The sequence below is a fragment of the Aeromicrobium sp. genome, from assembly GCF_032084975.1.
GTDB lineage: Bacteria > Actinomycetota > Actinomycetes > Propionibacteriales > Nocardioidaceae > Aeromicrobium.
Genome location: NZ_DAMDLR010000009.1, coordinates 12,644 through 39,122, shown reverse-complemented (window position 1 = coordinate 39,122; position 26,479 = coordinate 12,644). Strand labels below are relative to the sequence as shown.

Annotated in this window: 22 protein-coding genes and 1 pseudogene; 8 read left to right on the top strand and 15 right to left on the bottom strand. The window is 67.1% G+C overall.

Translation table 11 applies throughout. The annotated features are described in order from the left end of the window. Nucleotides 1–1,556, top strand: a pseudogene (locus tag RT323_RS03850) (DEAD/DEAH box helicase); the annotation flags it as partial. Then, complete coding sequence (locus RT323_RS03845; protein ID WP_313405157.1) at nucleotides 1,549–2,373, top strand: DNA-formamidopyrimidine glycosylase family protein; 825 nt, start codon at nucleotides 1,549–1,551, stop codon at nucleotides 2,371–2,373. The pseudogene RT323_RS03850 and the gene RT323_RS03845, both read left to right, overlap by 8 nt. 62 nt (nucleotides 2,374–2,435) lie before the next feature. Here RT323_RS03845 and RT323_RS03840 read toward each other — a convergent pair whose 3' ends face one another. The 3 genes from RT323_RS03840 to RT323_RS03830 form a co-directional block, all read right to left on the bottom strand. Beyond that, entirely contained in the window at nucleotides 2,436–3,242 is an 807-nt protein-coding gene (locus RT323_RS03840) for a DUF559 domain-containing protein (protein WP_313405155.1), read from the bottom strand. Nucleotides 3,243–3,533: 291 nt separating this feature from the next. Further along, complete coding sequence (locus RT323_RS03835; protein ID WP_313405153.1) at nucleotides 3,534–4,559, bottom strand: FAD-binding oxidoreductase; 1,026 nt, start codon at nucleotides 4,557–4,559, stop codon at nucleotides 3,534–3,536. Between the two features lie 98 nt (nucleotides 4,560–4,657). After that, the gene (locus RT323_RS03830) at nucleotides 4,658–6,133 is read right to left on the bottom strand and encodes an NAD(P)/FAD-dependent oxidoreductase (RefSeq protein WP_313405151.1); all 1,476 of its coding nucleotides are present in this window, start codon (nucleotides 6,131–6,133) and stop codon (nucleotides 4,658–4,660) included. A gap of 121 nt (nucleotides 6,134–6,254) precedes the next feature. Here RT323_RS03830 and RT323_RS03825 point away from each other — a divergent pair, with 121 nt between their 5' ends. Both RT323_RS03825 and RT323_RS03820 read left to right on the top strand, forming a co-directional pair. Then, nucleotides 6,255–6,857, top strand: a complete 603-nt coding sequence (locus RT323_RS03825; RefSeq protein WP_313405150.1) for a vitamin K epoxide reductase family protein — start codon at nucleotides 6,255–6,257, stop codon at nucleotides 6,855–6,857. A 588-nt stretch (nucleotides 6,858–7,445) separates the two neighbouring features. After that, nucleotides 7,446–9,854 carry a hypothetical protein gene (locus tag RT323_RS03820; protein ID WP_313405148.1) on the top strand — a complete coding sequence of 803 codons (2,409 nt, stop codon included), beginning with the start codon at nucleotides 7,446–7,448 and terminating at the stop codon, nucleotides 9,852–9,854. 69 nt (nucleotides 9,855–9,923) lie between these two features. Here the strand turns inward: RT323_RS03820 and RT323_RS03815 are convergent, their stop codons facing one another. From RT323_RS03815 to RT323_RS03775, 9 genes are all read right to left on the bottom strand, one after another. Beyond that, nucleotides 9,924–12,749 (bottom strand): hypothetical protein, encoded by a 2,826-nt coding sequence (locus RT323_RS03815; protein WP_313405147.1) that lies wholly within the window; start codon nucleotides 12,747–12,749, stop codon nucleotides 9,924–9,926. Nucleotides 12,750–12,797: 48 nt separating this feature from the next. Then, nucleotides 12,798–13,679, bottom strand: coding sequence for a type II secretion system F family protein (locus RT323_RS03810; protein WP_313405146.1), 882 nt, complete (start codon nucleotides 13,677–13,679; stop codon nucleotides 12,798–12,800). Continuing rightward, on the bottom strand, nucleotides 13,679–14,569 hold the full coding sequence (locus RT323_RS03805) for a type II secretion system F family protein (RefSeq protein ID WP_313405145.1): 891 nt from the start codon (nucleotides 14,567–14,569) through the stop codon (nucleotides 13,679–13,681). Before RT323_RS03805 ends, RT323_RS03810 begins: the two co-directional genes overlap by 1 nt. 41 nt (nucleotides 14,570–14,610) lie before the next feature. Next, on the bottom strand, nucleotides 14,611–15,813 hold the full coding sequence (locus tag RT323_RS03800) for a CpaF family protein (protein ID WP_313405144.1): 1,203 nt from the start codon (nucleotides 15,811–15,813) through the stop codon (nucleotides 14,611–14,613). 158 nt (nucleotides 15,814–15,971) lie between these two features. Then, nucleotides 15,972–17,240, bottom strand: coding sequence for a P-loop NTPase (locus RT323_RS03795; RefSeq protein ID WP_313405142.1), 1,269 nt, complete (start codon nucleotides 17,238–17,240; stop codon nucleotides 15,972–15,974). Next, the gene (locus RT323_RS03790; RefSeq protein ID WP_313405140.1) at nucleotides 17,237–17,929 is read right to left on the bottom strand and encodes an RcpC/CpaB family pilus assembly protein; all 693 of its coding nucleotides are present in this window, start codon (nucleotides 17,927–17,929) and stop codon (nucleotides 17,237–17,239) included. The genes RT323_RS03795 and RT323_RS03790 overlap by 4 nt, the downstream gene beginning before the upstream one ends. Before the next feature lie 45 nt (nucleotides 17,930–17,974). Beyond that, nucleotides 17,975–19,054 (bottom strand): pilus assembly protein TadG-related protein, encoded by a 1,080-nt coding sequence (locus tag RT323_RS03785; RefSeq protein WP_313405138.1) that lies wholly within the window; start codon nucleotides 19,052–19,054, stop codon nucleotides 17,975–17,977. A 17-nt stretch (nucleotides 19,055–19,071) separates the two neighbouring features. Beyond that, nucleotides 19,072–19,473 (bottom strand): TadE/TadG family type IV pilus assembly protein, encoded by a 402-nt coding sequence (locus RT323_RS03780; protein ID WP_313405136.1) that lies wholly within the window; start codon nucleotides 19,471–19,473, stop codon nucleotides 19,072–19,074. A 93-nt stretch (nucleotides 19,474–19,566) separates the two neighbouring features. Next, on the bottom strand, nucleotides 19,567–19,749 hold the full coding sequence (locus RT323_RS03775; RefSeq protein WP_313405135.1) for a Flp family type IVb pilin: 183 nt from the start codon (nucleotides 19,747–19,749) through the stop codon (nucleotides 19,567–19,569). Nucleotides 19,750–19,953: 204 nt separating this feature from the next. Between RT323_RS03775 and RT323_RS03770 the strand changes: the two genes are divergently transcribed. Further along, nucleotides 19,954–21,033, top strand: a complete 1,080-nt coding sequence (locus RT323_RS03770) for a hypothetical protein (RefSeq protein ID WP_313405133.1) — start codon at nucleotides 19,954–19,956, stop codon at nucleotides 21,031–21,033. 282 nt (nucleotides 21,034–21,315) lie between these two features. Here RT323_RS03770 and RT323_RS03760 read toward each other — a convergent pair whose 3' ends face one another. Further along, the gene (locus RT323_RS03760) at nucleotides 21,316–22,338 is read right to left on the bottom strand and encodes a hypothetical protein (protein ID WP_313405130.1); all 1,023 of its coding nucleotides are present in this window, start codon (nucleotides 22,336–22,338) and stop codon (nucleotides 21,316–21,318) included. A 128-nt stretch (nucleotides 22,339–22,466) separates the two neighbouring features. Between RT323_RS03760 and RT323_RS03755 the strand changes: the two genes are divergently transcribed. Together RT323_RS03755 and RT323_RS03750 are read left to right on the top strand one after the other, a co-directional pair. Continuing rightward, on the top strand, nucleotides 22,467–23,465 hold the full coding sequence (locus RT323_RS03755; protein WP_313405129.1) for an NYN domain-containing protein: 999 nt from the start codon (nucleotides 22,467–22,469) through the stop codon (nucleotides 23,463–23,465). Nucleotides 23,466–23,634: 169 nt separating this feature from the next. Further along, nucleotides 23,635–23,838, top strand: a complete 204-nt coding sequence (locus RT323_RS03750) for a cold-shock protein (RefSeq protein WP_146827219.1) — start codon at nucleotides 23,635–23,637, stop codon at nucleotides 23,836–23,838. Nucleotides 23,839–23,943: 105 nt separating this feature from the next. Here the strand turns inward: RT323_RS03750 and RT323_RS03745 are convergent, their stop codons facing one another. Together RT323_RS03745 and RT323_RS03740 are read right to left on the bottom strand one after the other, a co-directional pair. Then, nucleotides 23,944–24,738, bottom strand: coding sequence for an MBL fold metallo-hydrolase (locus tag RT323_RS03745; protein ID WP_313405124.1), 795 nt, complete (start codon nucleotides 24,736–24,738; stop codon nucleotides 23,944–23,946). 195 nt (nucleotides 24,739–24,933) lie between these two features. Next, on the bottom strand, nucleotides 24,934–25,335 hold the full coding sequence (locus RT323_RS03740) for a PPOX class F420-dependent oxidoreductase (protein ID WP_313405122.1): 402 nt from the start codon (nucleotides 25,333–25,335) through the stop codon (nucleotides 24,934–24,936). Nucleotides 25,336–25,396: 61 nt separating this feature from the next. Here RT323_RS03740 and RT323_RS03735 point away from each other — a divergent pair, with 61 nt between their 5' ends. After that, nucleotides 25,397–26,479, top strand: a complete 1,083-nt coding sequence (locus RT323_RS03735; RefSeq protein WP_313405120.1) for an NADH:flavin oxidoreductase — start codon at nucleotides 25,397–25,399, stop codon at nucleotides 26,477–26,479.

The following is a 26,479-nucleotide window of genomic DNA, read 5'->3' as shown; positions in this document are numbered from 1 at the left end:
CCAAGGGCGCCGGCTGGGACGCGAACGACCGCATCCCGCTGGGCATCGCCGAGGCGTTCCTGGACCCCGGCACCGATCCGTTGGGCGACCTCGTCGCACGGTTCGCCCGGACCCACGGCCCGTTCACGACCGAGCAGGCGGCGGCGCGACTCGCGCTCGGCCCCGCGGTCGTACGCGACGCGCTGCAACGCCTGGCCGACGCCGGTCGCGTCACCAAGGGCGAGTTCCTGCCCGTCGCCTCCGGTGACACCGAATGGGTCGACGCCGAGGTCCTGCGTCGTCTTCGCAACCGGTCGCTGGCCGCCGCGCGCAAGCAGGTCGAGCCGGTCGACTCCCGGGCGTTCGCCCGGTTCCTGCCCGCGTGGCAGAACGTCGGCTCGCGGTTGCGCGGGGCCGACGGCGTCCTGACCGCGGTCGAGCAGCTCGCCGGTGCCGCCCTGCCCGCCAGCGCCTGGGAGTCGCTCGTGCTGCCCGCACGCGTCACCGACTACTCCCCCGCGATGCTCGACGAGCTGACCGCCGCCGGTGAGGTCACGTGGGCCGGTGCGGGCACCCTGCCCGGACGCGACGGGTGGATCCGGCTCCTGCCCGGCGACATGGCCTGGCCCACCGACGAGCCGCACACCGAGTCCGAGTCCGCGGTCCGGCTGCTCGAGCTGCTCAGCGACTCCGGCGCGTGGCTGTTCAGCGACCTGGCGTCCCGGGTCGGCGCCGACGACCGCGAGGGTCTCGTCGAGGCACTGTGGGACCTCGTGTGGACCGGACACGTCAGCAACGACACGTTCGCGCCGGTGCGCAGTCTCGTCTCGGGCGGCGGTGCGCACCGCACCCGTCGACAGGCGCCGCGAGCCCGGATGACCGGACGGATGCGGTCGCCGCGACCGGTCGTCCCGCCCATCGTCTCGGGTCGCTGGTTCTCGGTCGGTGCCGTCGCCGAGACCACCGCCGAGCACGTCGCGCGCGCCGAGATCCTCCTGAACCGCTACGGCGTCGTCACCCGTGGCTCCGTCATGGCCGAGCAGACCCCGGGCGGGTTCGCTGCCACGTACCGCGTCCTGCGCGAGATGGAGCAGAACGGCACCGCCCTGCGCGGCTACTTCGTCGACTCGCTGGGGGCCGCCCAGTTCGCGGGCCAGGGCGTCGTCGACCGGCTGCGCTCGTTCGTCCGCGACGCCGACGAGCCCACCGACGAGCCGGCCGTCACCCTGGCGGCCACCGATCCCGCCAACCCGTTCGGCGCGGCGCTCCCGTGGCCCGCGCGCGAGTCCGACGGACACCGTCCCGCGCGCAAGGCCGGGTCGCTCGTCGTCGTGCACGACGGCCACGCCGTGCTGTACCTCGAACGCGGCGGCAAGTCCGCGCTGACGTTCGCCGACGAACCGCGCGCGCTGGCGGCCGCGGCCGAGTCACTCGTGTCGACCGTCCGGCGAGGCCGCCTCGGCCGGCTCACCGTCCAGACCGCCGACGGCGAGCCGATCAGCTCCACCGCCCTGGGCCGGGCGCTGTCCGACGCCGGCTTCGAAGCGCACCTGAAGGGACTGCGACTCGATGCCTGAGGGCGACACCGTCTGGCGGGCGGCGCACCACCTTCACGAGGCGCTGGCCGGCCGGGTCCTGACCTCGACCGAGTTCCGGGTCCCGAGGTTCGCCACCGTCGAGCTGGCCGGCGAGACGGTCCGCGAGGTCGTCAGCCGCGGCAAGCACATGCTCGTCCGCACGGACCAGCACTCGGTGCACTCCCACCTCAAGATGGAGGGCTCGTGGCACCTGTACAAGCCCGAGACGATGCAGCGCGGAAAGTTCAGGCGGCCCGCCCACACCATCCGGGCCATCCTGCGCACCGACGAGTGGGTGGCGGTCGGCTTCAGCCTGGGCGTCATCGAGGTGCTGCCGCTCGCGGACGAGGACTCGGCGGTCGGGCACCTCGGCCCTGACGTCCTCGATCCCGAGTTCGATCGCGATCTCGCCATGGCCAACCTGGCGACCGAGCCCGACCTGTCCGTGTTCGTCGCGCTGCACGACCAGCGCAAGCTGGCCGGCTTCGGCAACGAGTACGTCAACGAGCTGCTCTTCCTCGCTCGTCTCGACCCCCGCACCCCCGTCCGCGACGCCGACCTCGGCCCCGTCGTCGACCGCGGCGTCAAGCTGATCCACGCCAACCGCGACCGCATCGAGCGCTCGTTCACCGGCTCGATCCGCGCGGGCCAGCTGCACTGGGTCTTCGGCCGCACCAACCGTCCCTGCCAACGCTGCGGCACGACGATCCGCGAGACGTCCCTCGGCCGCGTCCCCACCCAGGAGCGTCGCGTCTACTGGTGCCCGCGGTGCCAGCCTCCCGTCGCTGGTCCCGCCGCCGGCGGGCGAGATGTGTAGATCTGCGTACGTTCTGAGGCGCCAGAACGTACGGTTCCCTCCACATCTGGGACGGCGGACCCTCAGAACGCGCCGTGGGCGAACATCGCAGCGTCGTCGAACGTGAGCCAGGGAGCGGGCCCTTCGTAGCCGTTGTGCACCAGACGCCGGTGGACGCGCCGGAGGATGTCGAGCGGCACCCGCAGGTCGCGGTCCACCAGCACGATGACGGTCCAACCCTGCGACTCGAGGTACTCGCGTCGGTCCCGGTCGCGCACGCGCTGGCGACGGTCCTCATGCCAGCGCCCGTCGTACTCGACGGCCACCTTGAACGCGGGCCATGCGAAATCCGAGCACGCCAGGTGGATCCCGAGATCGTCGTGGACGTCGACGTTGCACAACGGGGTGGGGAGTCCTCCCAGGCGGAACAGCATCCGCACCAGCGACTCCATCGGCGAACGGCTCTCGGCGCCGACGAACGTCAGAGCGCGTCGTGCCGCGACGACGCCGTCGAGATGCCGGTCGTGACAGTAGGCGAGCAGCTTCTCGAGCGTGGTCAGGTTCTTGCCGATGAGCCAGTCCGCCGTCGCCACCAACTGGACGAGGGTGAACTGCGTGGCGCAGTCCACGAACGTGCGCTCCGGCGACGTCGCTTGCACTCCGCGGACATTTATCGAGGCGATGGGATGCAATCGCCGGTGCACGCAGACCCGCTCCACCAGGCACACCGCGTTCGCGCGCGTCGAGAGGTGGATCCGTCCGTCGTCGCCGCCACTGAGGTGCAGGCCGAACCACGCGAGCGCACTCCGGTGGCTGACGACCGCGTCAGTGGGACCGACCAGGAGTGCCGCCGTCAGCCACTCGCGCAGGCCGAACTGAAGTGTCGCCAATGCATAGACGCCTCGGAAGACTCGCACGAACCGCGATCCGCCCAGCGCGCGCCTCGTGAGTCCGTGCGACTCCGCCTCGCGCAGGGAGAATGGGCGGGCGCGCAAGTGGTCGGGAACAGGCAGCACCCGCTCACGGTGACCCGCGCCGACGGCGAGGAGACGCCGGCCACGGGCCCCTGTGGACGCCGGGTTCCCCATCCACAGGTCCTCTGCGCGAGATGTGTAGGTTTCCGCGCGTTTCAGAGCCCGAAAAGGTACGCAAACCTACACATCTCGTCCGCCGGAGGCGGATCAGCCCCGGATCCGGGCAGCGGCCAGGTGGGACAGGGCCGGGGCCATCTGGATGCCGTAGCCGGCCTGTCCCACGTACCAGAAGTAGCCGTCGGCCTTGGAGTCCCAACGGGCGACCGGGTTGCCGTCGGGGGCGAACGTGCGCAGGCCGGCCCAAGCGGTGCTGACGCTGCGCAGGCCCAAGGTCGTGACCGCGTTGACGGCCTCGATGGCGCGAGCGATCTCGAGCTGGTCGGGCTTCGGGTCGCCGGGCTCGTGCAACGAGGCGTCCTGGGGCGAGCACAGCACCGAGGCACCCTCGGCCTTGAAGTAGAAGCCGTCGTCGATGCCGGCGGTGAACGGCACGCCCTCCAGCGACGCGTTGGTCGGCGACTGGAAGATCGTGCGGCGGCGCGGCTCGAGCCTCAGCCGTTCGGCCCCGAACAGCGATCCGACGACGTCGCCCCAGGCACCCGCAGCGTTGACGACCACGTCCGCGCGGTGGGAGTCTCCCGACCCGGTGGTGACGACCCACTCGCCCGCCTTGCGCAGGGCGGAAACGACCCTCGCGGAGGTCACGACGGAGCCGCCGCGAGCCCGGAACGCGCGCGTGTAGGCGTGGTGCAGGCCCATGACATCGAGGTCCAGAGCGGTCTCGTCCCACGCAGCGACGGAGACCTCGCCCGGCCTCAGCACGGGACAGAGTCTCTCGGCCTCGGCGCCGTCGATCAGCTGGGAGTGGGTCTCCTCGACCAGCCGGTGGACCTCGTGGTCACGGCCGTTCACGCCCACCCACAGGCACGCCATCGGTGACGCCACAGGTCCGTCGACGTCGAACGGGGGCTCGATCAGGTAATCGCGACTGGCGGTGGTGAGCTCGCGGACCACCGGGGGCCCGTAACTGCCGATCCACGTCGCCGCGGACCGGCCGGTTGTGTGCAGACCGAGCGACTTCTCGGCCTCGAGCAGCAGCACCTCACGGTCGGCGGCCAGTTCGTACGCGAGGGCGAGTCCGGAGATGCCCCCGCCGATGACGATGACGTCCATCGACCCATCATGCCCTCGAAACCTCAGGAGTCACGGGTGACACGAGCATCGCCCGGCGGGCGCGCACTCCCCCGAGGGCGCCCGCCGGGTGATGGGACTCAGGCGACGTCGGGCTTCGCGACCGGAAGATCCGCGGTGCGGACCCAGATCATGTCCTCGTCGAGGTCGGTGTGCTTGGCGTCCCAGCTGTCCAGGAACCAGTTCTGGCGGACCTTCCAGGGCTGGCGTCCACCGGAGCGCGGCAGCAGCTCGTCCGCGCGGGCGATGTAGCCGGACTCGAGGTCGAGGATGCGGGCGTCCTCGCCGAAGTCCGCCCGCGGATCGGGCATGCCGTACGCGTAGTCCTGCGCATCGAGGTGGTTGAGATAGTCGGCGACGTACTTCCACGTCAGGTCGGCGCGCAGCGTCCACGAGGCGTTTGTGTAGCCGACACACCACGCGAGGTTGGGCAGACCGGTGAACATCAGGCCCTTGTAGGTGTAGAGCTCGTGCGGGTCGACCTTGGTGCCGTCGACGCTCATGTCGATCTGGCCCAGCGCAACGAGCTTCAGGCCCGTCGCGGTGACCACGATGTCGGCGTCGAGGTGCTCGCCGGACGCCAGTGCGATGCCCTTCGGCGTGAACTCGGCGATCCGGTCGGTGACGATCGCGGAGCGTCCCGAGCGCACGGACTTGTAGAGGTCACCGTCCGGCACGACACACAGTCGCTGGTCCCAGGGCTTGTACGGCGGGGTGAGGTCCTGGCGGTCGATGCCGGGCATGGACTTGTTCGTGAGGCCCAGCAGGATCGACCGCGCCAGTCGCGGGAACGCCCGGCAGAACAGGTAGAAGCCGACGGTCATGACCGCGTGGCCGAGGCGGGACACGTCGTGCACCAGCTGCGTGGGCAGGACCTTGCGGGCGAGGTTCGCCACGTGGTCCTTGCCGGGCTGGCTCAGGACGTACGTGGGGGTGCGCTGCAGCATCGTGACCTTCGCGGCGTCGCGGGCCATCGACGGCAGCAGGGTGATCGCGGTGGCGCCCGAGCCGATCACGACGACGTTCTTGCCGGCGTGGTCGAGGTCCTCCGGCCAGAACTGCGGGTGCACGAGCTGGCCCTCGAACGAGTCGAGTCCGGGGAAGTCGGGCGTGTAGCCCTCGTCGTAGCTGTAGTAGCCGCTGCACAGGTAGAGGAAGGAGGCGGTGACGGTCTCGGTCGAACCGTCGGCCAGCGTGGACGAGACCGTCCAGGTGGCGTCCTCACTGGACCAGTCGGCGGTGCTGACGCGACGGCCGAAGCGGATCCGGTCGGCGATTCCGTGCTTGGTCGCCGTGTCGACGAGGTACTGGCGGATGTGGTGACCGTCCGCGATCGACGCGGGGTTGGTCCACGGCTCGAACGGGAACGCGAGGGTGTACATGTCGGAGTCGGACCGCACGCCCGGGTACCGGAACAGGTCCCACGTGCCACCGATGCTGTCGCGCTGTTCGAGGATCGCGTAGCTCTTCTGGGAGGCGCGCTCCTGCAAGCGGTACGCCGCACCGATGCCGGACAGCCCGGCACCGACGATGAGGACGTCGACGTGATCGGTCATCTTCACACTCCTATGTGACATTGGCGATGTCACATTAACAGTCCTTGTGGTCCATGTCACTGCATTGGGACGTCTTTGCTTGACTCGATCCGTCGACCCCTTGACCTTCTAGGATCTGTCCATGACCGCTGTCGCTTCGGATACGCCCTCTGCGCCCATCGAGGACGCGCCCCAGTCCGATCGTGGCGTGGGCCTGTTCATGGTCGTCACCGGGCTGGTCTCGCTGTGGGCCTCGCTGACACTGACGTACGACAAGATCGACCTGCTGCGCGCCGAGGCCGAGGGCACCGCCAAGGAGCTGGGATGCGACCTCTCGGCGTTCGTCAGCTGCAGCAGCGTGGTGTCGTCCGACCAGTCCGAGGCGTTCGGCTTCCCCAACACGTTCATCGGGGTCGTCGCGTTCAGCGCACTCGTGACGCTCGGGGTCGTGCTGGCCACGGGTATCTCGCTCCCCCGTTGGATGTGGGCCGGCCTCCAGGTGGGCGTCCTGCTCGGCATCGGCTTCGTCACCTGGCTGCAGTACGAGGCCATCTTCGAGATCGGCAAGCTGTGCCCGTGGTGCATGGTCGTGTGGGCCATGATGATCCCGCTGTTCGTCGTGGTGACCGCACGCTTCACCGGCAGCCGGTTCCTCAAGAACTGGACCGTCCTGATCTCGGCGCTGTGGATCATCGCCGTCGTCGCCGTGATCTGGTTCAAGTTCGGCGAGACCCTCTGGGCCTGAGAGACCGGTGAACGCATCGTTTTCCTCCCCGGTGCGCGAATCTCTGGTGGAATGCGCAGGACATAGCTGGATCTCTCGGGAGGGAAACCCATGCCGCGTTCACGCCTGCTCATCGCATGGTCCATCGCAGTCCTCACGACACTTTCGGTCCTGACGGCGTCGCCGGCGGAAGCCGCACCTCGCCCTGGCCGTCTGGTCCTTGTGATCGACACACCCCGCGGGGTGCCGGCGACCGTCTCGATCACGGGCGCCGCGAAGCGCACAGTCACCAAGGCCCCCGGCGGGCGTCGCGTCAAGCGCACGCTGAATCTCAAGAGCGGTCGTTACGTCGTCACGCCCCGGCAGATCGTTCGCAACAACCGGGTCTACCTTCCGGTGAAGCGTGTCCAACGCGTTCGAGTCAAGAAGAACCGCGTGACTTTGGTCAGGGTGGTCTACCGACGCGTCTCGACAGCAACAGCCCTACGCGTGCGCAGTCTGAGCACTTCGTCGATCAGCATCGCGTGGAGATCGCCGCGAAACTCCACCGTTCGAGTCCGTGCGACGACGGGTCCCGCAGCCGCCCGCTCCGTACGCGCCGGTCGAGCCGTGCGCGTCAAGGGTCACACCGCGACCGCCACCGGCATGAAGCAGGGCACGACCTACACGTTCAGCGTCTTCACACGGGTCAAGAAGCGCTGGGTCGGCCCAGTCTCCGTGACCGCGTCGCCGCGAGCACCTCAGTCGTCGGGCCGGCCCACCTTCGTCGCCGCGCCCGACACCGTGCTCGTGCCCGCGTCTGCCCCGGTCACGATCCGACCGCACGGCACACGCGTCTCCTCCACGGTCCCCCGCGGAGTCCAGCCGGTCGTGGGGCAGGCGTGGGTGGTGCCGTCGACATCGCGCCTGCCTGGCGGTTACCTCGGCCGTGTCGTCTCGATTGCGACGACCGGCACGAGCGTGACTCTCGAGCCGATCGGCTACCCGGAGGCATTCACCCATCTGGCCTTCTCGGTGAAGCTGAACTCGACGGAGAGGTTGCGCATCGCCTCGCTCACGCCCGAACCTCTGTACCGTAGGCCCTCAGTTCGAAACCTCCTTCCCGAACTGACCGGCTTGGCCGACAAGTCCTGCGGCCCTGCGGCCGGGCTCACCTTGTCCGCGCCCACCGCGCGCCTTTCCGGATCCGCGAGCTACTCCTTCACAGGCGCGTCGTTCCCGGGCGTGCCCGGTGCCAAGGTGGCCACGGACGTGAGTCTTGCGCTCGACTGGAAGCTCGACATGTCGGCAGTGGAGATGGACTGCCGAGTGACGTTTCATGACATCAACCGCGCCTTCGCCGCCGGGCCCATCCCGATGGGCCTCACGGCGAGCATCCACGCGAAACTGGGCCTGTCCGCCACTGAGCGCACCAGCGTCGAGTTCAGCGCCAACCTCGGCGTCCGGGCCTCGGCCGAACTGGACGGCGGCAGGATTCGGCACTCGGCCGCTCCCTACGCCTCGATGACCTCGAGCGACGCACCTTCCGGCTTCGCGGGCTCGATCAAGGCAGGCGGCGACATCCTGCTGGGCCCAGGTACCGCGCTGCCCGACGCTGGTCTGATCGCCGGCCTCCGAGGCGCGTTCTATCCCATCGAACTGACCGCTGATCCGATCGGAACCGCTGAAGCACCGTGCCTGGAGCTGGCCCTCTCGTCGTCCGGTGAAGCCGACCTGGAGGCGAGAGCCTGGTTCGGACCCGCGACACTCTCGGGAACAACACGACTGTTCAAGAAGACCTTCAAGCACTGGACTGGCCACCTGCCGCCGAAGTGTCTGGACGTCCCGGACCCAGAGCCCACATCGGAGCCCACCGAGGAACCGACGACCGAGCCCACCGATGATCCGACCGAGCCTCCGTTCGATCCGGGTGCACATCGACTGGAGTCGGTCACCGCATCAGGCGACGCAGCGGAACGCGGAGGACGGGAGCCTTCGGTCTCAGGCGACGGCCGATATGTCGCCTACGTCTCGGAGTCGTCCGACCTCGACCCCGAGCGCCCCCGGACGACCGACGCAAGGGTGTACGTCCGCGACCGGGTCACCGGCTCGGTCACGCCCGCACCGAGCACGGGGTCCCTGGAGCCAATGGTGCGGTCGTATTACCCCGTCATCTCGCGCGACGGTCGCCACGTGGCATACCTGCAGAGAGCCTTCGTCATGGGGTCGCTCGAGAGCTCGTTCGTCACCGTCTGGGATCGGGCTGCAGGCACGACCACCGTGCTTCCGGGTGACACGGGCAGCGCCGCGAACATCCCGGAGATCTCCGCCGACGGGAGCTTGGTGCTCTACTCGACGATGAACAACGACGAGAGCTCGACGGTCCGACTGTGGGATCGGGGTACCGGCCGGTCGAGTCCGGTCTCGAGCACGGGCGAACATCCGTTGCTCTATGCGTTGTCACCGAACGGCACGAGCATCGCGATGACGACCGTGCGCGCGGCGGTCGGGGAGGACGCGACCCAGGCCCCGTGGAGCATGACGATCTGGAACCGAGCCAGGGACACCCGTTCCGTGGTCGCCACCGGTGCGACGGACGAGCAGATCGCCCTGCCGTCGACGGTGTCTGACTCCGGCGACAGACTCGTCTTCAATGAGCTCGCATCCAGTTCGGAGACCGCGTCGGTCCGGCTCTGGTCCGGCCTCCACGGAACGACCTCGACGGCGTCCCTGCCTCAGCCGTACACGATGGCGATCCTCCCTCGGGCGTCGGACGACGGGTCGGCCGTCGTGTTCGCGGCTCTCACTTCGGACTCGAGCCGGGCCGACGTCTTTGAATGGAACCCGACCACCGGCCGCGTTCGTCGGCTCTCGGAGACACCTCGCGGGGAAGCTGGCGACCAGCTCTCGCTCGAACCGGCGATCTCGGCAGACGGCCGGACCATCGTGTACTCGACCGCTGCCACGAATCTGGTCCAGCGACCGTCCGGCTCCGTGGCGCACGTCGTGTCGTGGGACCGCTCCCTGGCGAAGGACTGAAGGACGAGTGCAGGCAGAACTGAGGGCCCGGCTGGTGATTCCAACCGGGCCCTCCAGGCGTTCCCGCACCTACTTCTTGGCGATCTTCACGTAGGTCGAGTAGCGAGAGACCGTCGTGAACCCGAGCTTGGAGCCCGTGACGCGCACGCGGATCTTCTTGTTGCGGTACTTCTTGGGCACCTTGTACGACGACTTCGTCGCTCGAGGAATGGCCTTCTTGCCGAGGTACCACTGGTAGCGGTACGTGACGGGGCTCGGCCCCCAGAAACCACGGTTGATGCGCAGCACCTTGCCGGGCCTCGCGGTCCCACCGATCGTCGGGGTAGAGGAGGTCAGGGCCGCTCGTGCCACCACGCCCGACGTCGCCGTCGCCGTCGCCGTCGCGTAGTGCTGACGGGTGCCCGTCATCACGAGGCGAAGGCGCTTGCCAGCAGCGGACGGGGGAACCATCAGGTAGCTGCCTGTGCCGAGCGACTGATTCCCCAGGAACCACTCATACCTCGTCGAGACGGGGGTCGGCAACCAGTCACGCGGTTGGGCTGTCAGGGCGCTTCCCACCTTGGGCGTTCCCGAGATCCTCGGCGCCTGCGTCATGAACACGCGGATCTGCGGGACGATCGGAAAGCTCTCGACGATCACCTTCTCGTAGTTCGTCAGCGTCGCCGTCACCTCGACCGTCACGTGCTTGCCCGCTTGGGCCTGCGTCAGCATGAAGTACCGGTCCGTGGCGCCCTTGATGGGTGTGCCGTCCTCCAGCCAACGGAACTTCAGCGTGGCGTGGCTGGGGTTCCACGTCCCGGCGTCGACTCTGACCTGCGTGCCGACGTAGGGATCACCGATGATCTCCGGCTTCGGACCCACGAGCTCGCGGAGGCTGACCGTGATCGGCAGACTCTGTCGCGAGGTCGTCGTGTAGCCGGGCAACGAGCCAGTGGCGACCACGTGGATCTGCTGGCCCTGCTGTGCTTCGGTGGGACGATAACTCGATCCGCCGGCCCCCGAGATCGCCACGTTGTCGGCGAACCATTCGTACTTCGGAGTCACGGTCGGATCCCACGTTCCCGGAACGACGGTCAACGAGTCGCCGGCGAGCCCGGTTCCTTGGATCTGGGGAGTCGGCGCCGTGATGAAGGCCCGATCGGTGATGCTGATCGGCGCGCTCTGTCGTGTCACTGGCACGTAGCCGGCCTTGCGCCCGGTCACGTGCACACTGATCGCCTTCCCGACCTGAGCGGCGGTGGTCCTGTAGGTCGAGGACGTGGCGCCGGCAATCACCGCGCCGTCGACGAACCACTGATAGCTCAGCGCGACCGGGTCCGGTTGCCAGGCGCCGGGCACGACAGACAGCTCGTCCAGGGCGCGGCCGGAACCGGAGATCGTGGGCACCGGGGTCGATTCCAGGTTCAACAGGTCGACCGGGTTCGTCTCGCCGCTCAGCGCGGGGAGGTTGACGAAGTTCAACCGCGACGCCGTGACGCGCACCCGGATCCTCTTGCCCGCCTGGCTCGGGGTCACCTTGTAGGTTCGCCCTGATTCACCCGAGATCGCCGACCCGTCCGCCAGCCACTCGTACTTGTAGCTGTCGGGACGTGGGGTGAAGACGCCGTGGTTGGCCGCCAGGACATCGTTGACCCGAACGGCGTCGCCACCGTCCTCGTTGGAGACGGACGGCGCTTCGACGCTCGTGAAGACGCCGTCCTGGATCGGCAGGGTCGCCCTCCACTCGGTCGCTCCGGGGCTGGGGAAGGTCTCTGACCGATAGCCGTCCTTGAGGCCGGTGACGAGCGCCAGGATGCACTTGCCCTTCTCCGCGATCTTCGGCGTGAACGACTGGCGGTCCGCATCGTGGATCGGCTCCCACTGCCTCATCTCACTCGTGGTGCACGAACCCATCGATCGGTACCACCGGAACCTGAGGTCGACGCCGCCCGCCGGAAACCAACCGTTGTCGGCCGAGTCGTAGCGTTCGATCACGTCCGTCTCGGGGATGAGGTCGATCGTGAGGGTGTTGTTGACGCCACGGTGGCCGGCGATCTCGAAGTTCCGAGACGCGAACAGCCCCGTCTCCGCACCCTGCTCGTTCGAACAGTGCGGCGTCAGCCGGACTCGGTCCATCAGCATGACCGTGTCCAAGGAGTTGTTGTTCACGTCCTGGACCGACATCGTGATGACATCGTCGATCGCATCGCCATTGGCCGTGAGCGGAACCTCGAGCGTGTCGACCGACGTGAACTGATCGAACGGCGTGATCTCCGGCAGCAGTGGCGATGAGGCGTCATCGGGCTGTCGCTCGAACTCTTGGTCGATCCCGTGCCAGTACTTGATGGCATTGACCGAATACCGCACCGGAGCCATCGCCGCCGTCTCTTGGGCGAACCATCGTGGCCCGACGTGCATTGCATACTCACGCGATGAGCCGTTCAGCAGGACAGAGAGATTGTCACCCGGAACGTTCTCGGTCGCGTAGTGAACCCGCTCCTCCGTGCCCATCGAGACATCGACCAGGAGGCAGCGAGCTGTCTCGCCCGACTCAGTCCGTGCCCCTGAAGGCACTGTCAGCGACAGAGAAGCCTTGTCGGGCGAGCCGCCGAAGTTGGCGCTCGGCTGACGTCCGGGCAGGTCGAGGTTGAACAGATCTGTCGCCCGACCGGTCGACATGACCGCATACGAACCCGCACCCGCTCGGGGGAAATCGTTGAAAGCCCGCGTCGCCACGCCGAGCATGCCGCCGGCCGTGCTGCTGGTGTCCAGAGAAACCCCAGAAGGCAGGTCGAGCGCTGAGGACAGGTCGCCGTCGACGTCGACGTCCCCGACGTCTGCCGACGCCATTCCCCCGGTCGACAGCATGCCCACCATCAGCGCCACCGGCACGGTGGTGATCAAGAATCTGCGCATGAAGAAGTCCCTCATCCCTTCGACGGCCACGGCGATGTCCGCGGCCGGTCACATGCCTTTGAAGCCCTCCATGGCGGCCAGGACCGCGGGGCTGATGACGATCAAGAACAGAACGGGGAGGATGGTTCCCATCAGCGGGAACAGCATCTTCACGGGGACCTGGTTGGCCTTGCCCTCGGCGCGCATCCTGCGGGTGACACGCATCTCGGCCGCTTGGTCACGGACGATGTCCGAGACCGGCACGCCGAACTCCTCGCCCTGGACGACCGAACGTACGAACTTGCGGAGGTCATCCACATCGGTGCGCTCGACCAGTGCGTCGTAGGCATCTCGGCGCGAGACTCCCAGAGCCATGTCCTGCACCGTGCGAACGATCTCCTCCGCGAGGGGGCCTTCGCCCTTCTGGCCGGACCGGGTCAGGGCGTTCTCGAAGCTGGAACCCGACTCGATCGAGATCACCATCTGGTCCAGGAGGTCGGGCAGGCCCTCCTGGATCTCCTCTTGGCGTCGCTTCGCCTTGCCACTGATCAAGATGTCCGGCGCGAAGTACCCGACGGCGGGCGCCCCCAGCAGGATGACCAGGCCGAGGATGCCGTCGTCACTGGACTTGTACATCAGCCCCAGGGCCAGGCCGACGGCAGCCAAGATGACTTTCATCGACAGAATCTTGGCGACGTTCCAGCCCTCGGGTCGGCCAGCCAGCATGTAGTTGCGCTCCGCACGGTCGATGAAGGACTTGGGAGTGAACCGGCGCGCGAAGGACTCCTTCTCCTTCTCCCGAAGGGTCGTCGCGTCCTTGACCTGCTCGATCGGGCTGGTGATCTCACGCAGTCGGGTCGCGGCCTCGGACTCCTTGTCGCCGAGGATTCCCAGCGCGAAGAACAGAGCTACGAGGGCCCCCATCACGCACAACGCCGCAATAACGAACATCAGAGCTTCACCTTCGTCACCTTGCTCATCCAGAAGTAACCCAGGACATAGAGCACAGCCGACGCGGCAAGGATCAGCTTCCCGGTGACGGTCGTGTAGAGGGGTTCCATGTACGCCGGATTCATGACGCTGTAACCGGCGCCCACGGCGATCGGCAAGGCCATCAGGACGTAGCCCGACATCTTGCCCTCGGCCGCGAGCGCCTGGATCTTCTGACGCAGCTCGTTCCGCTCCGCGATCGTCTCGGTGACGCGGTCGAGGATCTCGCTCAACCGGCCGCCGGACTCTCGCTGGATGGCGACCGCCTCACTGACCCAGCCGAAGTCCTTGCTGTCCATCCGCTGCGCGGTCTCCAGCATGCCCTCGATGAGGTCACGTCCGAGCCGGGTCTCATTGACGATTCTCGCGAGCTCCTCGCCCATGGGCGCTTCCATCTCCTGCGCGACGTTGGCCAGTGCCGTGGGCACGTTCATGCCCGACTTGAGCGCCGAGCTGAACAGGGTCATGGTCTCGGCCATCTGGTTCTCGAACTTCTCGCGTCGCCGGTTGGTCATGAAGCTCACGTAGATCTTCATGACGAACGGCGAGACGACCGCCAGCAGCAGAGCGAGCGGGATGCTCTGCAGCAGGACTTGACCGACCACGAAGGCGCCGATCGCCATGAGCAGAGTCCATGCGACCACCGCGTTGACGCCGGCCTTGATCCCCGCTTGTGCCAACTCGTCCTCGTCGAACGGTTTCCAACCCATTGTGCGCAGGACCTTGTCGATGGCATCGAAAACAGGGGTCTGCCGCGGCGTCTTCATCGCCTCCGCGTCGGTCTGCAGACGCATCTGTTCCGAACGCAGGGCGGCCAGATCCGGTTGTAGAAGCGCGTAGGTCAGCGCCACGACAGAGCAGGTCAGCAGCACGATCGCGAGCCCAAAGATGGTCACGACAAACCCTCCGTGTTCTTGGTCAACAGATGCGGCGGGACTTTCACGCCGCGCTCCTCGAGCACACGGGTCAGGTGCTCGCCGTCGCCGACCTTCTCGACCTGGCCCAGGGGTCGGCCGTCCTCGCTGTATCCGGCTGCGAAGTCGAACCGGTAGAGGTCATTCAGCACGGGTTCGTCATTCTCGATTCCCGTCAGTTCCGTGACGTACGTGATGCGGCGGGAACCGTCGCGCATGCGACTGATCTGAACGATCATGTCCACCGCGGAGCCGATCTGCTCACGGATGGCGCGCAACGGCAGGTCCATGCCGGCCATGAGGACCAGCGTCTCCAAGCGAGCCACGCAGTCGCGCGGCGAGTTGGCGTGCAGCGTCGAGATGGAGCCATCGTGACCGGTGTTCATGGCCTGCAACATGTCGAGCGCCTCGCCACCGCGGCACTCGCCGATGACGACGCGGTCCGGTCGCATGCGCAGGGAGTTCTTGACCAGATCGCGGATCGTGACCTCGCCGCGTCCTTCCACGTTCGGGGGCCGGCTCTCCAACTGCACCACGTGAGACTGCTGGAGCTTGAGCTCGATCGCGTCCTCGATCGTGACGATGCGCTCACCTTCGGGAATGAACGACGACAGCACGTTCAGCAGCGTCGTCTTACCGGTACCGGTACCGCCCGAGACGAGAATGTTGAGACGCCCCCGAACGCACAGCTCAAGAACTTCGCCCAGTTCAGGTGTGACGGAACCAAACCTGATCAGGTCGTCGACCGTGAATGACCGCTTGGAGAACTTTCGAATCGTGAGCGACGATCCCCGAACCGCCAACGGGGGGATGATGGCGTTCACTCGCGACCCGTCGGCCAAGCGCGCGTCGACCAACGGGGATGACTCATCGATGCGTCGTCCGACTTTGCCGACGATGCGCTCGATCACCCGGCGAAGCTGCTCCTCGGACGGAAAGGAGACGTTCGCCAGGGTGAGGCGACCGTCCTGCTCGATGAAGATCTGGTCCGGGTGATTCACCATGATCTCGGTGACCGACTCGTCATCGAGAAGTTGCTGTATGGGTCCGAGGCCCAGCGCGTCAGCTTCGATCTCGCGCATCAAGGCCCGGCGCTCGGTCGCACCCAGCTGGACGTAGTCCTGCGCGAGGATCTCCTCGAGTTCGCTCTGCACGAATCCGCGCAGCTGCTCCTCGGTCAATGACGCATCGTTGATCCGTGTCCCGAGTCGCTGGAACAAGGTCTTGACGGCCTGTCCCTTGAGTTCGTCGACGACGGCCGAGCGCGCGACAGGACCGCCCGGCGATTTGTACGCCTCGGCTCGCGCCTTCTCGACTGCCTGGATACGGTCCGTGAGACTCATGACGAACCCCTCCGGAACAGGCCGCCCTTGCTGCGCGGCGCGGAGCCCGCGACCTTGGAGACGAGCAGATCGATCGCGTCAAGGAACGGCGAAGAACCACGACCGGCCGCCAGCGGCTTGCCCACGTTGACCGAGAGCACGACGTCGGTCGAGCGGGGAATCACCGCGTCCACCTCCATGCGCATCGCGGCTCCGATGTCCTCGGCCGTCAGGCCGGTTCCGGTGTCGGCCATGTTCACCAGGAGGTAGCGATGACGCGGAAGGAGGTTCAGGCGATCGAGCAGGTCGATGGAACGACGCAACGCCTTGACTGCGGAGACGTCCATCGTCGTCACGAAGATGATGTCTGTGGCCACCTCGAGTGCGGCGAGTGACTCGTCCGTGAGCCCCGAGCCGGTGTCAACCACCACATACGGGTACTCCTCGGAGAGTTGACGAATGAGTTGCGTCGCTTGAGGCGAGTCGACCTTCTCCATCGCCGCGGGCGAGTCCGAGCCGGACATCACGAGCAGGTTGTCCTCGAAGGTCACGAGCAACCCCTTGAGGACGAGGTTCGGGTGGACACCTCGCTCGGTGAAGGCCTCCTCGATCGTGTGAGCGGCACTGACGTTCAGCATGCTGGCGACATCACCAAACTGAGCGTCGTAGTCGACGACCACGGTCTGCATCGGTGCCTTCTGACCCAAGGCGACCGCAAGGTTCGTGGCGATGGTGGTCTTCCCCACGCCGCCCTTTGGTGACAGGACGACCATCACCCTCGGCTGACCGCTCGCCGGCTGCTTGGATCCTGAGCGATCGATGCCAAGTCGCTCCGCAGCAAGCTGGCTCGTCGCGGACTTGCTGGACGGAGGCTCCGGTACTGCCGGTCGAGGCACCGATGCCGGCACGGCGGCGTCACCGCCCACGCTCCCGCCAATGAACCGGGAGAGGAGCCGCTCGACATCGATGTCGGTGCCGGCCGAGTCGAGCACTTCGCGGATACCCGCCGCGCGCCATTCCTGAGTCAACGCGTCAGCGTGATCGCGCACCAGCACGATCGGCACGTGCGGTGCGTGGTGCAGCACGATGTCAGCCAGTTCGTAGACCTGCTCCTCATCGACTTCCTCGCTGATCACCACGAGGTCGATCTCACGAAGCGTGCTGAGCATCGAGTTCAGCACATGCTCGGTGAACGTGGGGCGAAGACCCACCACCTTCTGCTGCGTGAGTTGCCGAAGCCGCCCCGTGAAGGGGCTGCTCTCGGCGATCACGACGATGGTGCTCATTTGACCAGTTCGCCAGCCGCTACGGAGCCGCCGGCGTTTTTGTCGGTATCAGGGTTCTGCGCGGTCAACCGGATCACTCCGGCTTGGGCTGCTGCGGCGATCTGCGTGGCCTGCGGTCCGGTGACAGCCAAGGTCACGATGCCGCCAGCTGCGCCTTCTGACACGTCCGAGACGCCTGTGACCAAGATGTTCTGCAGGAACATCTTGCTGAGTGCCTGCTTGCTCTCGCTGTCAGGGGCGGTCGTGACGATCACGCCCACACGCGTCCCTGCCTTGACGGTCGAACCGCCTGCATTGGCGGGCTCCAGGAGAAGGCTCACCTCCTGCATGCCCTTCGGCACACCCGCGCCGCTGGTGGAACCTGCGGACCCGGCAGCATCGAAGCGAGTCTTGAGAAGTTGCTCGCCGGTCACCAACGGAACGGTGGTACGCAGTCCTTCGATCTCAGCGAGGTCGGTGATGGCGCCGACAGCAACGGACTTCTGCGGAATCTCGACGACGGCGACGCTGTCCGCGATTGCGGCTCCGTCCGCATCGGCCGGGATGTCCTTCTGCACGACGAAGACCTTCGACAGGGTCGCCCCGTCGAACGCACGCGCATTGGCTCCCGAGACGTAGAGGGCCGACGCGCCGAGTCCGAGGATGGCGAGAAGGGCCGCTGCGACAGCCGCGATGACTCGTCCGTTCATGAGATGTGTTCTCTCTCTGCAGTACTGATGCGAATGTTCAGGAACTCACTTCGTGAGTTTGAGCGACAGGGCGGCCTTGACTGGATCGTGGCCGGTCACGGTGCCGTAGGTGGCGTCGGGGAAGACCTGGGTCGTCTTGATGAAGGAACCCGAGATCCGGTTGCACCCGAAGTTCAGGAAACCGAGCACACTCGAAACGACCGACAGGTCGCACGTGGCCGAGGTGTAACCGCCGAATCCGGTGGCGTAGAAGAACGGCTTGCCCGAAGCGATGCGGAAGGGGACGAACCCGATGATCTTGATGTGATCGGTGACGTGCGTGAAGCAGAGCGACGTGAGGCATCGGAGCCGGTTCGCGTACAACGGGACGAGAATCGTTTGATTCGGCCTGAGGGTCGCGAACAAGGATTTGCACGCGGCGTTCGTGGAGAAGATCGCACCGATCATGTTGTCGCCGAGATTCTCCCAGACGCCGATCCGCTTCGGCACCTTGCACTGGCTCGGGTCCCACGTCGGCCACCATGCGTTCCCGGTCATGACAACGGCACGGCCTGGCGCGGCTTTGACGAGGAGCTTCTTGCCGTCCTCGGGGTCCAGACAGGTCGGGCTGGGACTCCAGGTCGTCTCGTTGGGGATGTTTCCGAACTTGTAGTCGGCCTGGCCGCCCAGACTCCCGACCGCTTTCCACTGGCAGTACTCCATCGCCAGCGGATAGGCCGGCAGACTCGAAGTCACGGTGCCATTCCACGAAGCCGTCGCGCTGGCTGAGGCGGTCAGCTTGTCCTTTCCGAAGGCAGCCTTGGCGAAGCCACTGCGGGTGTCGCTCGTGACCCTGACGGTGACGGTTCCCGCGCCGGTGGCCGGGGTCGCGGGCGAGACGTCCACCACCGAACCGGGAGCGTTCTTCGTTGCGTAATCCCTGGCGTAGGCTCCCGTGCATTGCGAAGAGGGCCCGACTGCACAGGCACTCCCCACGGCGAGCGCCGCCGCGTCGGCCGCGTCCTGGACCTTCTGGCGATTCTGCACACCGACGGCGAAATCGACGGAGACGGCTGCCATCCCCAGCAGCGCCACCATGATCACGACGACCAGCGCAGCAGTCGCGCCCCGCTCGTTGTTCCGCATGCGACGGATACGTGGTCTCAGTTGCATCTCGCAACCGCCTTCGCCTCATACGGCAGGGGCGCGGCCCCCAGGATCTTGGTGATCGTCGTGCGCTTGAGTTTGACGGTGAGCACGACCGGCTTGCCGACATTGGCCTCGTTGCACTCGTTGACGCCACCTTCGACGACATAGCTGATCGCCCTGGCCGACGTGCCTGACGTGGTGGCCACGGCATTGATGATGGCCTCCGCCTGCGCCTTGTCCCGGTAGATCCCGTAGTCACGGGCGGCGACGGAGGTTGCGTTGTTCAACTGGGACTTGAAGTTGATGGCGACCCCGAACTCCACGATGCCCATGATGAGCGCCACGAGAAGAGGGGCGATCAGCGCGAACTCGACCGCGGCGGCGCCGCGCTCGTCGCGATTGGTGCTTCGCTTCATCAACGCTCTCCCCCTCAGTTGTGGATGTTCGGACCTTCGGACCCAGCAGGCCGCCCCGGTCGCGCGCGGCGACACGGGACGGCCTCAGTTGGATCAGGAAGTGAGGCTGCCACCGAGGGTGCTGAACCACGTCGAGAGCGAGGTGCCGAACGCCTTCACGGCGACGAGGACGACGAGAGCGATGCCGGCGACGATGAGGGCGTACTCCGTGGCGGTCGCGCCCTTCTCCTGGCGCTCCACCAGCATGGACGTGAGGTAGGTGTAGAGGTGCAGCATGGTTGGTCTCCTTGTTGTCTAGCGGGCGAACTCGCACACTGCGAAGTCCGAGCCAAACGCTAACTGCGTACCCGCTCAGCAGGAGCCGATTGAGATCCATTGCGTCACTCCAGCACGAAAATCCTCCTGAATCACTAGTGTCGCTTCCCAATCAATGGTCCCTTCTGACTATTGAGAAACTTCACTAGAGTTCAAATGGGCATCATGAGCAACACTGCTCTCGTGCGTCCCAGTCGAGAGCCGATCCCGCCACTGGCGGCGCGTTCGCTTCTCGTCGTGGTCGCGATCCTCATCCTGTGGGCCCTGGTGATCGGTTCACGCGTCACGAACCAGAGCGATCAGGGCGATCCACAGACGACCGATCTGCGGCTGTACCAATCCATCGCCGCACGCGTCGAGGGTGGCGAGCCGTACTATCGGGCCGCGGTCGCCGAGCAGCTAGCCCAGGGATATCCCGTGGACCCCTCAGTGACAGTCCGACTACCCACCACGACTCTCGTGAACACCGTCATGGGAGAGCGCGGCGCTCAACTCCTCATGCTTGCCCTCGGAGTGGTCGCCGCCTGGTGCGCACTGGTGCGATTCGAGCACGCAGCGCGATCACGAGCGGAGTGGGCCGGGGCGATGCTGCTGCTTGTAGGTGCCATCGCCGTTCCGCTGGCGCCCGGAGGGACGTTGTTCTCCGAGTCATGGGCGTCACTTCTGCTGCTGCTCGCTGCACTGGTCGGTCCCCGCCGACACCCGTGGGTCACGCTGGGGCTCGTCGTTGCCGCTGTCCTGTTCCGCGAGATGGCACTGATCTTCATCGGCCCGACCGTGATCATGCTCTGGGTCGGCGGACACCGTCGGGCCGCGTTGGCCTGGCTCGGTTTCGCGATGGCGTTCGTCGGCGGATACTTCCTCGTCCACGAAGGACTGGTCCAGGAAGCCGTCGCCCTCTCCCAAGCAGACTCCGTTCGTGAGTCTGAAGGATGGGTCCGGTTCGGGGGTTGGCCGCTCGTCGTGGACTACGTACGACGCATCACCCTGCTGAACCTGCTCCCCTACTGGGTCGCTGCCGTGCTCGTGCCGATGGCAGCGCTCGGGCTGGTGCTACGGAGGTCGCCCACGACGACCGCGATGGCGGTTGGAGCCTCTGGGTTCATGGTCGCGTTCATGGTGATCGGTCGCACGAACACTGCCTACTGGGGGCTGCTCTACGCGCCATTGGTCCTTGCCGGTCTCGCATTCGCGCCCCGCGCGCTCGTCACGCTCGCGGACTCTGTCAGACCCCGAGCCGACTGAGAAGGGATGTCCACTCGGTCTCCAGCAGGCCACCGAAGACCTGGGCACCGAAGAGCACCACGAGTGCGATGCCGGAGATCATCAGTGCATACTCGGTCGCGGCCGCTCCTCGTTCGCTGCGGGTCACATGCCGACAGACGGACTGTCGCGCCCCGGCACCCACCATGTCGTCCACCTTCTTCGTCCCCCAAGCTCGTGAATGGTGCGAAGGTAGCGCACCCTGTGCCGGCACGGATCGAAATCGTCCGGATCGTCCCGCGGCCGGGTCCGGTTGCCTCGGGGCTACTCGTCCCTGCGCATGACGAGATCCTTCACAGCACGTGGAGCGAAGGCCAAGCCCGGAATCACCCATGCGAAGTACAGGCGTCCCCAGTAAGCGGTGTCCGGCCGCCCCACGAAGAGGAAGATCGCCATGAACCCGACGGCGAGCACCAGAACCCGATCACGGTAATGACCAGCCATCCCCGCCCATCCGAGCAGCGCGAGAGCCAGCGCAGCGACCCAGACCTCATAAGGGAGAGGTCGCAGTACGGAACTGAAGCCGAACGTGTCCACGACATAGGGCCAGCCCCCGAACTCCAACCAGGACGGTGACTTCACGGAGGTTTGACCAGCGGCAGCGCGCGAGCCAAGAACCCAATGGATCGCGTAGAACACACTGAACACCAGCAGGGCTACAGCCCACGCCCACGATTCCCGACGATCACGTCGCCAGGCAAGGAAAGCCATGACGACGAGATAAGGGACGGCGAGTTCCCTGAAGCAAACCGCGACGAACCCCAGCGCGACCGAGAGGCGATATCTCCCGGGACGGTGAAGGAGGAGACTCAGCGCCAGTAGGCACGCCACCCAGGCCTCAGAAAGCACCACCGCTCGCGGATGCGCGAAGACGCCGATTCCGGCTGCCAGAGCGAGAGTGCTGACCAACCACTCCGCCCTCGTGGGGGCGAGACGCTCGAACCTCACCATCGCAACGAGGGCGGTCATGATGATGAGGCCGCGCAACACCCACGGAGCCCAGTCCCCGAGGAGCGCGACCAACCACGTTGTGGTCGGAAGGCGAATCGTCGGAGGTGGCGAAGTCGGATACCCAGCGTCCGCCTGAGCGTCGGCAGCCGCTCGATAATAGGACTCGCCGGTCTTGACCCGCTCGATCACGACGTCGTACAACGACTCGTCGCTGAGGGACGCACTCGCCTCGAGATCGACGATCGGCGCCGGGATGCTCGAGCCCACAGCGAGGGCCCACAGACTGAGCAGTGACAGGACGAGCGTGGTGAGAGCCAACACCCGACGACGAGACACGCGCAGAGCCTAACCATGTACGCCCGCCGCGTCCCGGCGTCGGCAAACCCCGTGCCGGCCATAGCTTGGGGCCACGCCGCAGCTCCCTCCGCCGGGCTCCGTCACCCCCAACCGGCAGACTGGACCCCATGACCAACCCGAGCGACTCCGCCGTCGCCGTCTACCTGGACTTCGACAACATCGTCATCTCGCGCTACGACCAGGTGCACGGCAAGCAGGCCTTCTGGAAGGCGCGCGACGCCGGCTTCGACGAGGCCAAGCTCCAGCAGGCCGAGATCGACGTCCACGCGATCCTCGACTACGCGTCCTCGTTCGGCCGGCTCGCGCTGACCCGTGCCTACGCCGACTGGTCGATGCCCTTCAACGTCCGTTACAAGAAGCAGCTCGTCGACCGCGCGATCGACCTCGTGCAGCTCTTCCCGGCGTCCGGGTCCAAGAACGGCGCCGACATCCGGCTCGCCGTCGACGCGCTCGAGGACATGGGCCGCATGCCGCAGGTCGGCACGGTCGTCCTGGCCGCGGGTGACTCGGACTACATCCCCTTGGCGCAGCGCCTCAAGCGCATGGGCCGTTACGTCGTGGCGGTCGGCGTCGCCGGCGCCACCAGCCGTTCCCTCGCCGCAGCGTGCGACGAGCTGCTGACGTACGACAACCTTCCCGGCCTGGCCCAGAAGGGCGATGAGGACGACGTCGAGGAGGCCTCCCCCGCGCCGAAGTCCTCGCGCCGCCGGTCCACCAAGAAGGCCGCCCCCAAGGCCGAGGCCGCTCCCGAGTCCGCTCCCGAGGCGGAGGCCGAGACCCCGGCCGACACCGCAAAGCCGCAGGAGGTCGTCCTCCAGCCGATCTTCTCGGCCCAGGAGCAGGAGGAGGACGACGAGCGCGCCCTCGCCCGCCAGGCAACGCGCCTGCTGCTGCGCGCCCTGCGCCTGCTCGGTGAGAAGGACACGGACGACGAGTGGGTCCACTCCGGCACCGTGAAGACCCAGATGAAGCGCATGGACTCGTCGTTCAACGAGAAAGAGCTGGGATTCAAGTCGTTCACGGACTTCCTCAAGTCCCGCACCTCGGTCGTCGAGCTCGACGAGGAGGGCCAGAGCCGCAAGGTCCGGCTCCGACCCGGTCACTGAGAGTGGCGTTCCTGGGCGGGGCCCGGTAGGGTGGAACACGTTGCATGCATGAACTCAGCAGATTGATGGTCGAGCCCTCGGGCTTATCGGTTTTCTCTTTGGTTGATGTGAAGCGTGACACCTAGACGCACACGATTCACGAGTGCGCATGACTCCCAAGGAGAAAATTATGGCTACCGGAACTGTGAAGTGGTTCAACTCTGAAAAGGGCTTCGGCTTCATCGCGCCCGACGACGGCGGCGAGGACCTGTTCGCTCACTTCAGCGAGATCCAGGGCAACGGCTACCGTTCGCTCGAGGACAACCAGAAGGTCGAGTTCGAGGTGACGCAGGGCCAGAAGGGCCTGCAGGCCGCCAAGATCCGCGCGATCTGAGTTCATTCGCAACTGCGAAGACTCCACGGAAAGCCCCCGCTTCGGCGGGGGCTTTCCTCTTTTCACCTGCGACCTTCGAGGAAGCGGCCGATCCCGGTGGTTCCGCTACACGTCGCGAGCGCGGAGGCGCTGGCCGTCGCGGCCGACCTCGGCGCCCAGGGCGGCCAACTGCTGCTCGACGTCCGGTGAGTTGTGGTGGCTGAGGTGAACGGCCACCACCCGCGTCGCGTCGTCCACCACTCCTGCCGCGCGTAGCGCCGCGACCGACTGCTCGAAGGTCGCGAGCCCGAGGTGCCGCTCCCCCGCCAGGTCGAGCCGATCGCCGAACGTCTGCTCCAGCAGCACCACGTCGAGCCGCTCCGAGCCGATCGCGTCGAGCGCCCCTGCCGCCCACGGACCGGTGTCGCAACCATGGAGCAGGCTCCGATCCGAGTCGAGCCGGTACAGGACGGCCTCACCGAGCGCTTCGTGCGCCGCCGGGACGACCGTGATCCGATACTCCCCCACCGCGAGCGAGTCGCCAGCCGTCACCTCCACGAGCCGCACGGCATTTTGGTCCGGTGCGAGCCAGTCGCGGCACAGGGCGATCGCGGGAGCCGGCCCGTACACCGTCAGAGGCCCGTCGCTGACCCAGCTGCGGTGCAGCAGGAACGCCGGATCGAGGTGGTCGGAGTGCGCGTGCGAGATGAGCACCGTGTCGACGTCGACCAGATCGACGCCGGCACGCAGCGCCTGGCGGGCGGCTTCGGGCCCGGGGTCGATCCAGAGCCGGCCGTCGACCAGCACGCTGGTGGGCGTTCGCATCTCGCAGCGCTCGCGCATCGTCGCGCACGAGTCGCAGCGGCAGAACGGCGACGGCCAGCCGTCGGCCGAGCCGGTGCCCAGCAGCAGGATGTCCACGGACGGAACCGTACGCGGCGCGCCGACCCGGGCGGCTGGCGCGGTCGCGTGCGCCGTCGGCCCCGCTCCCCTCCCACTTTTGGAACAGGATTACGCGGGGAACGGCCACTCGGGCGGAATCCCGTTCCAAAAGTTGGGGGAGGGCGAGGGGCCGGGGCGGAGGAGAGCGGCCGGGCCGGCGGTACCGGGCCGGCGTCAGTCGTGGGCCGGGGCCTCGCCGCGCAGGCCCGGCGAGCACATGACCTTCTCGGGCGTGATCGCGATGACGACCCGGCGCGGGTTCTCCTTCGGCTGGCGATAGCGCTCGGCGTACAGGTTCTCGGCCAGCGTGATCGACTCACGGTCGCGCAGGATCTCGGCGGTGCCGGCGATGCTCACCCACTGGGGTCCCGCGACCTGGGCCACGGTCGCCCGCGGGTCCCGCTCGACGTTGCGGACCTTCTGGCTGCCGTCCATCGTCGTGATCCGCACGATCCCCTCGAAGACCGTGAAGCCGACCGCGACGACATGGATCCGGCCACCCGGCCCCAGCGTGGAGAGGGTCGCGAGGTGGCGATCGGTCAGGAAGTCGCCCTCGGGCAGCCAGATGTCGGTCATGCGCCCATCATGGCGAAGGTCAGGTCGGACGGACGCTGGGGGCCGCTCGTAGAGTGACCGGGTGCCGACCTCACCCGCCTCGTTGACCACTCCCCTCGACCTGCCCCACGGCTCCGCGTGGCCGAACCGCTGGACGCTGGCTCCGCTGACGAACAAGCAGAGCCATCCCGACGGAACGCTGTCCCGCGACGAGCACGAGTGGCTGGTCGCCCGTGCCCGCGGGGGCTTCGGGCTGGTCATGACGGCAGCGGCCTACGTCTCGCCGGAGGGGCAGGCCTGGGCCGGCCAGCTCGGCATCAGCGAAGCGCGGCACGAGGACGGTCTCGCGCGACTGGCCGACGGCATCCGCGAGGCCGGTGCCGTCTCCAGCGTCCAGCTGCACCACGGCGGCATGCGGGCCGACGGGTCGGTGACGGGACTCCCCGTCCTGGCGCCCTGGGCCGACGCCGACCGAGGTGTCGAGCAGCTGTCCACGAGCGACGTCCGCCGCGTGATCGACGACTTCGTCCATGCGGCCGTGCGCGCCCAGCGAACCGGCTTCGACGGCATCCAGGTGCACGGCGCCCACGGCTACGTCCTGTGCCAGTTCCTCGATGCCCGCAAGAACCACCGCACCGACGAGTTCGGTGGCTCACCCGAGAACCGCAGCCGCGCCCTGCGCGAGGTGCTCAGCCGCATCCGCGAGGCCACGGGACCGGACTTCCAGGTGGGCGTCCGCCTCTCGCCCGAGGGCTATGGGATCTCGATGGACGACGCCACGGCCCTGGTCGGGAGCCTGCTGTCCTCCGGGGACGTCGACCACCTCGACATCTCGATGTGGGACGTTGCCAAGGCCCCGCGCGACACCACGGTCGACGGCCTGCTGATCGACCGGTTCATGGACCTGCCCCGCCACGGCACCCGCCTGGGCGTCGCCGGCAAGATCCTGTCGACGCAGGACGCCGCCTGGTGCCTCGAGCGCGGCGCCGACTTCGTCACGGTCGGCACGGGCGCGATCATCCACCACGACTTCCCGCGCCTGGCGCAGTCGACCGACTTCGTCAGCGAGGCACAGCCCTTCCCGCGTCAGCGCCTCGAGCAGGAGCACCTCGGTGGCGCGTTCATCGACTACCTGGCCGACAACTGGGACGACTTCGTCGCGTGA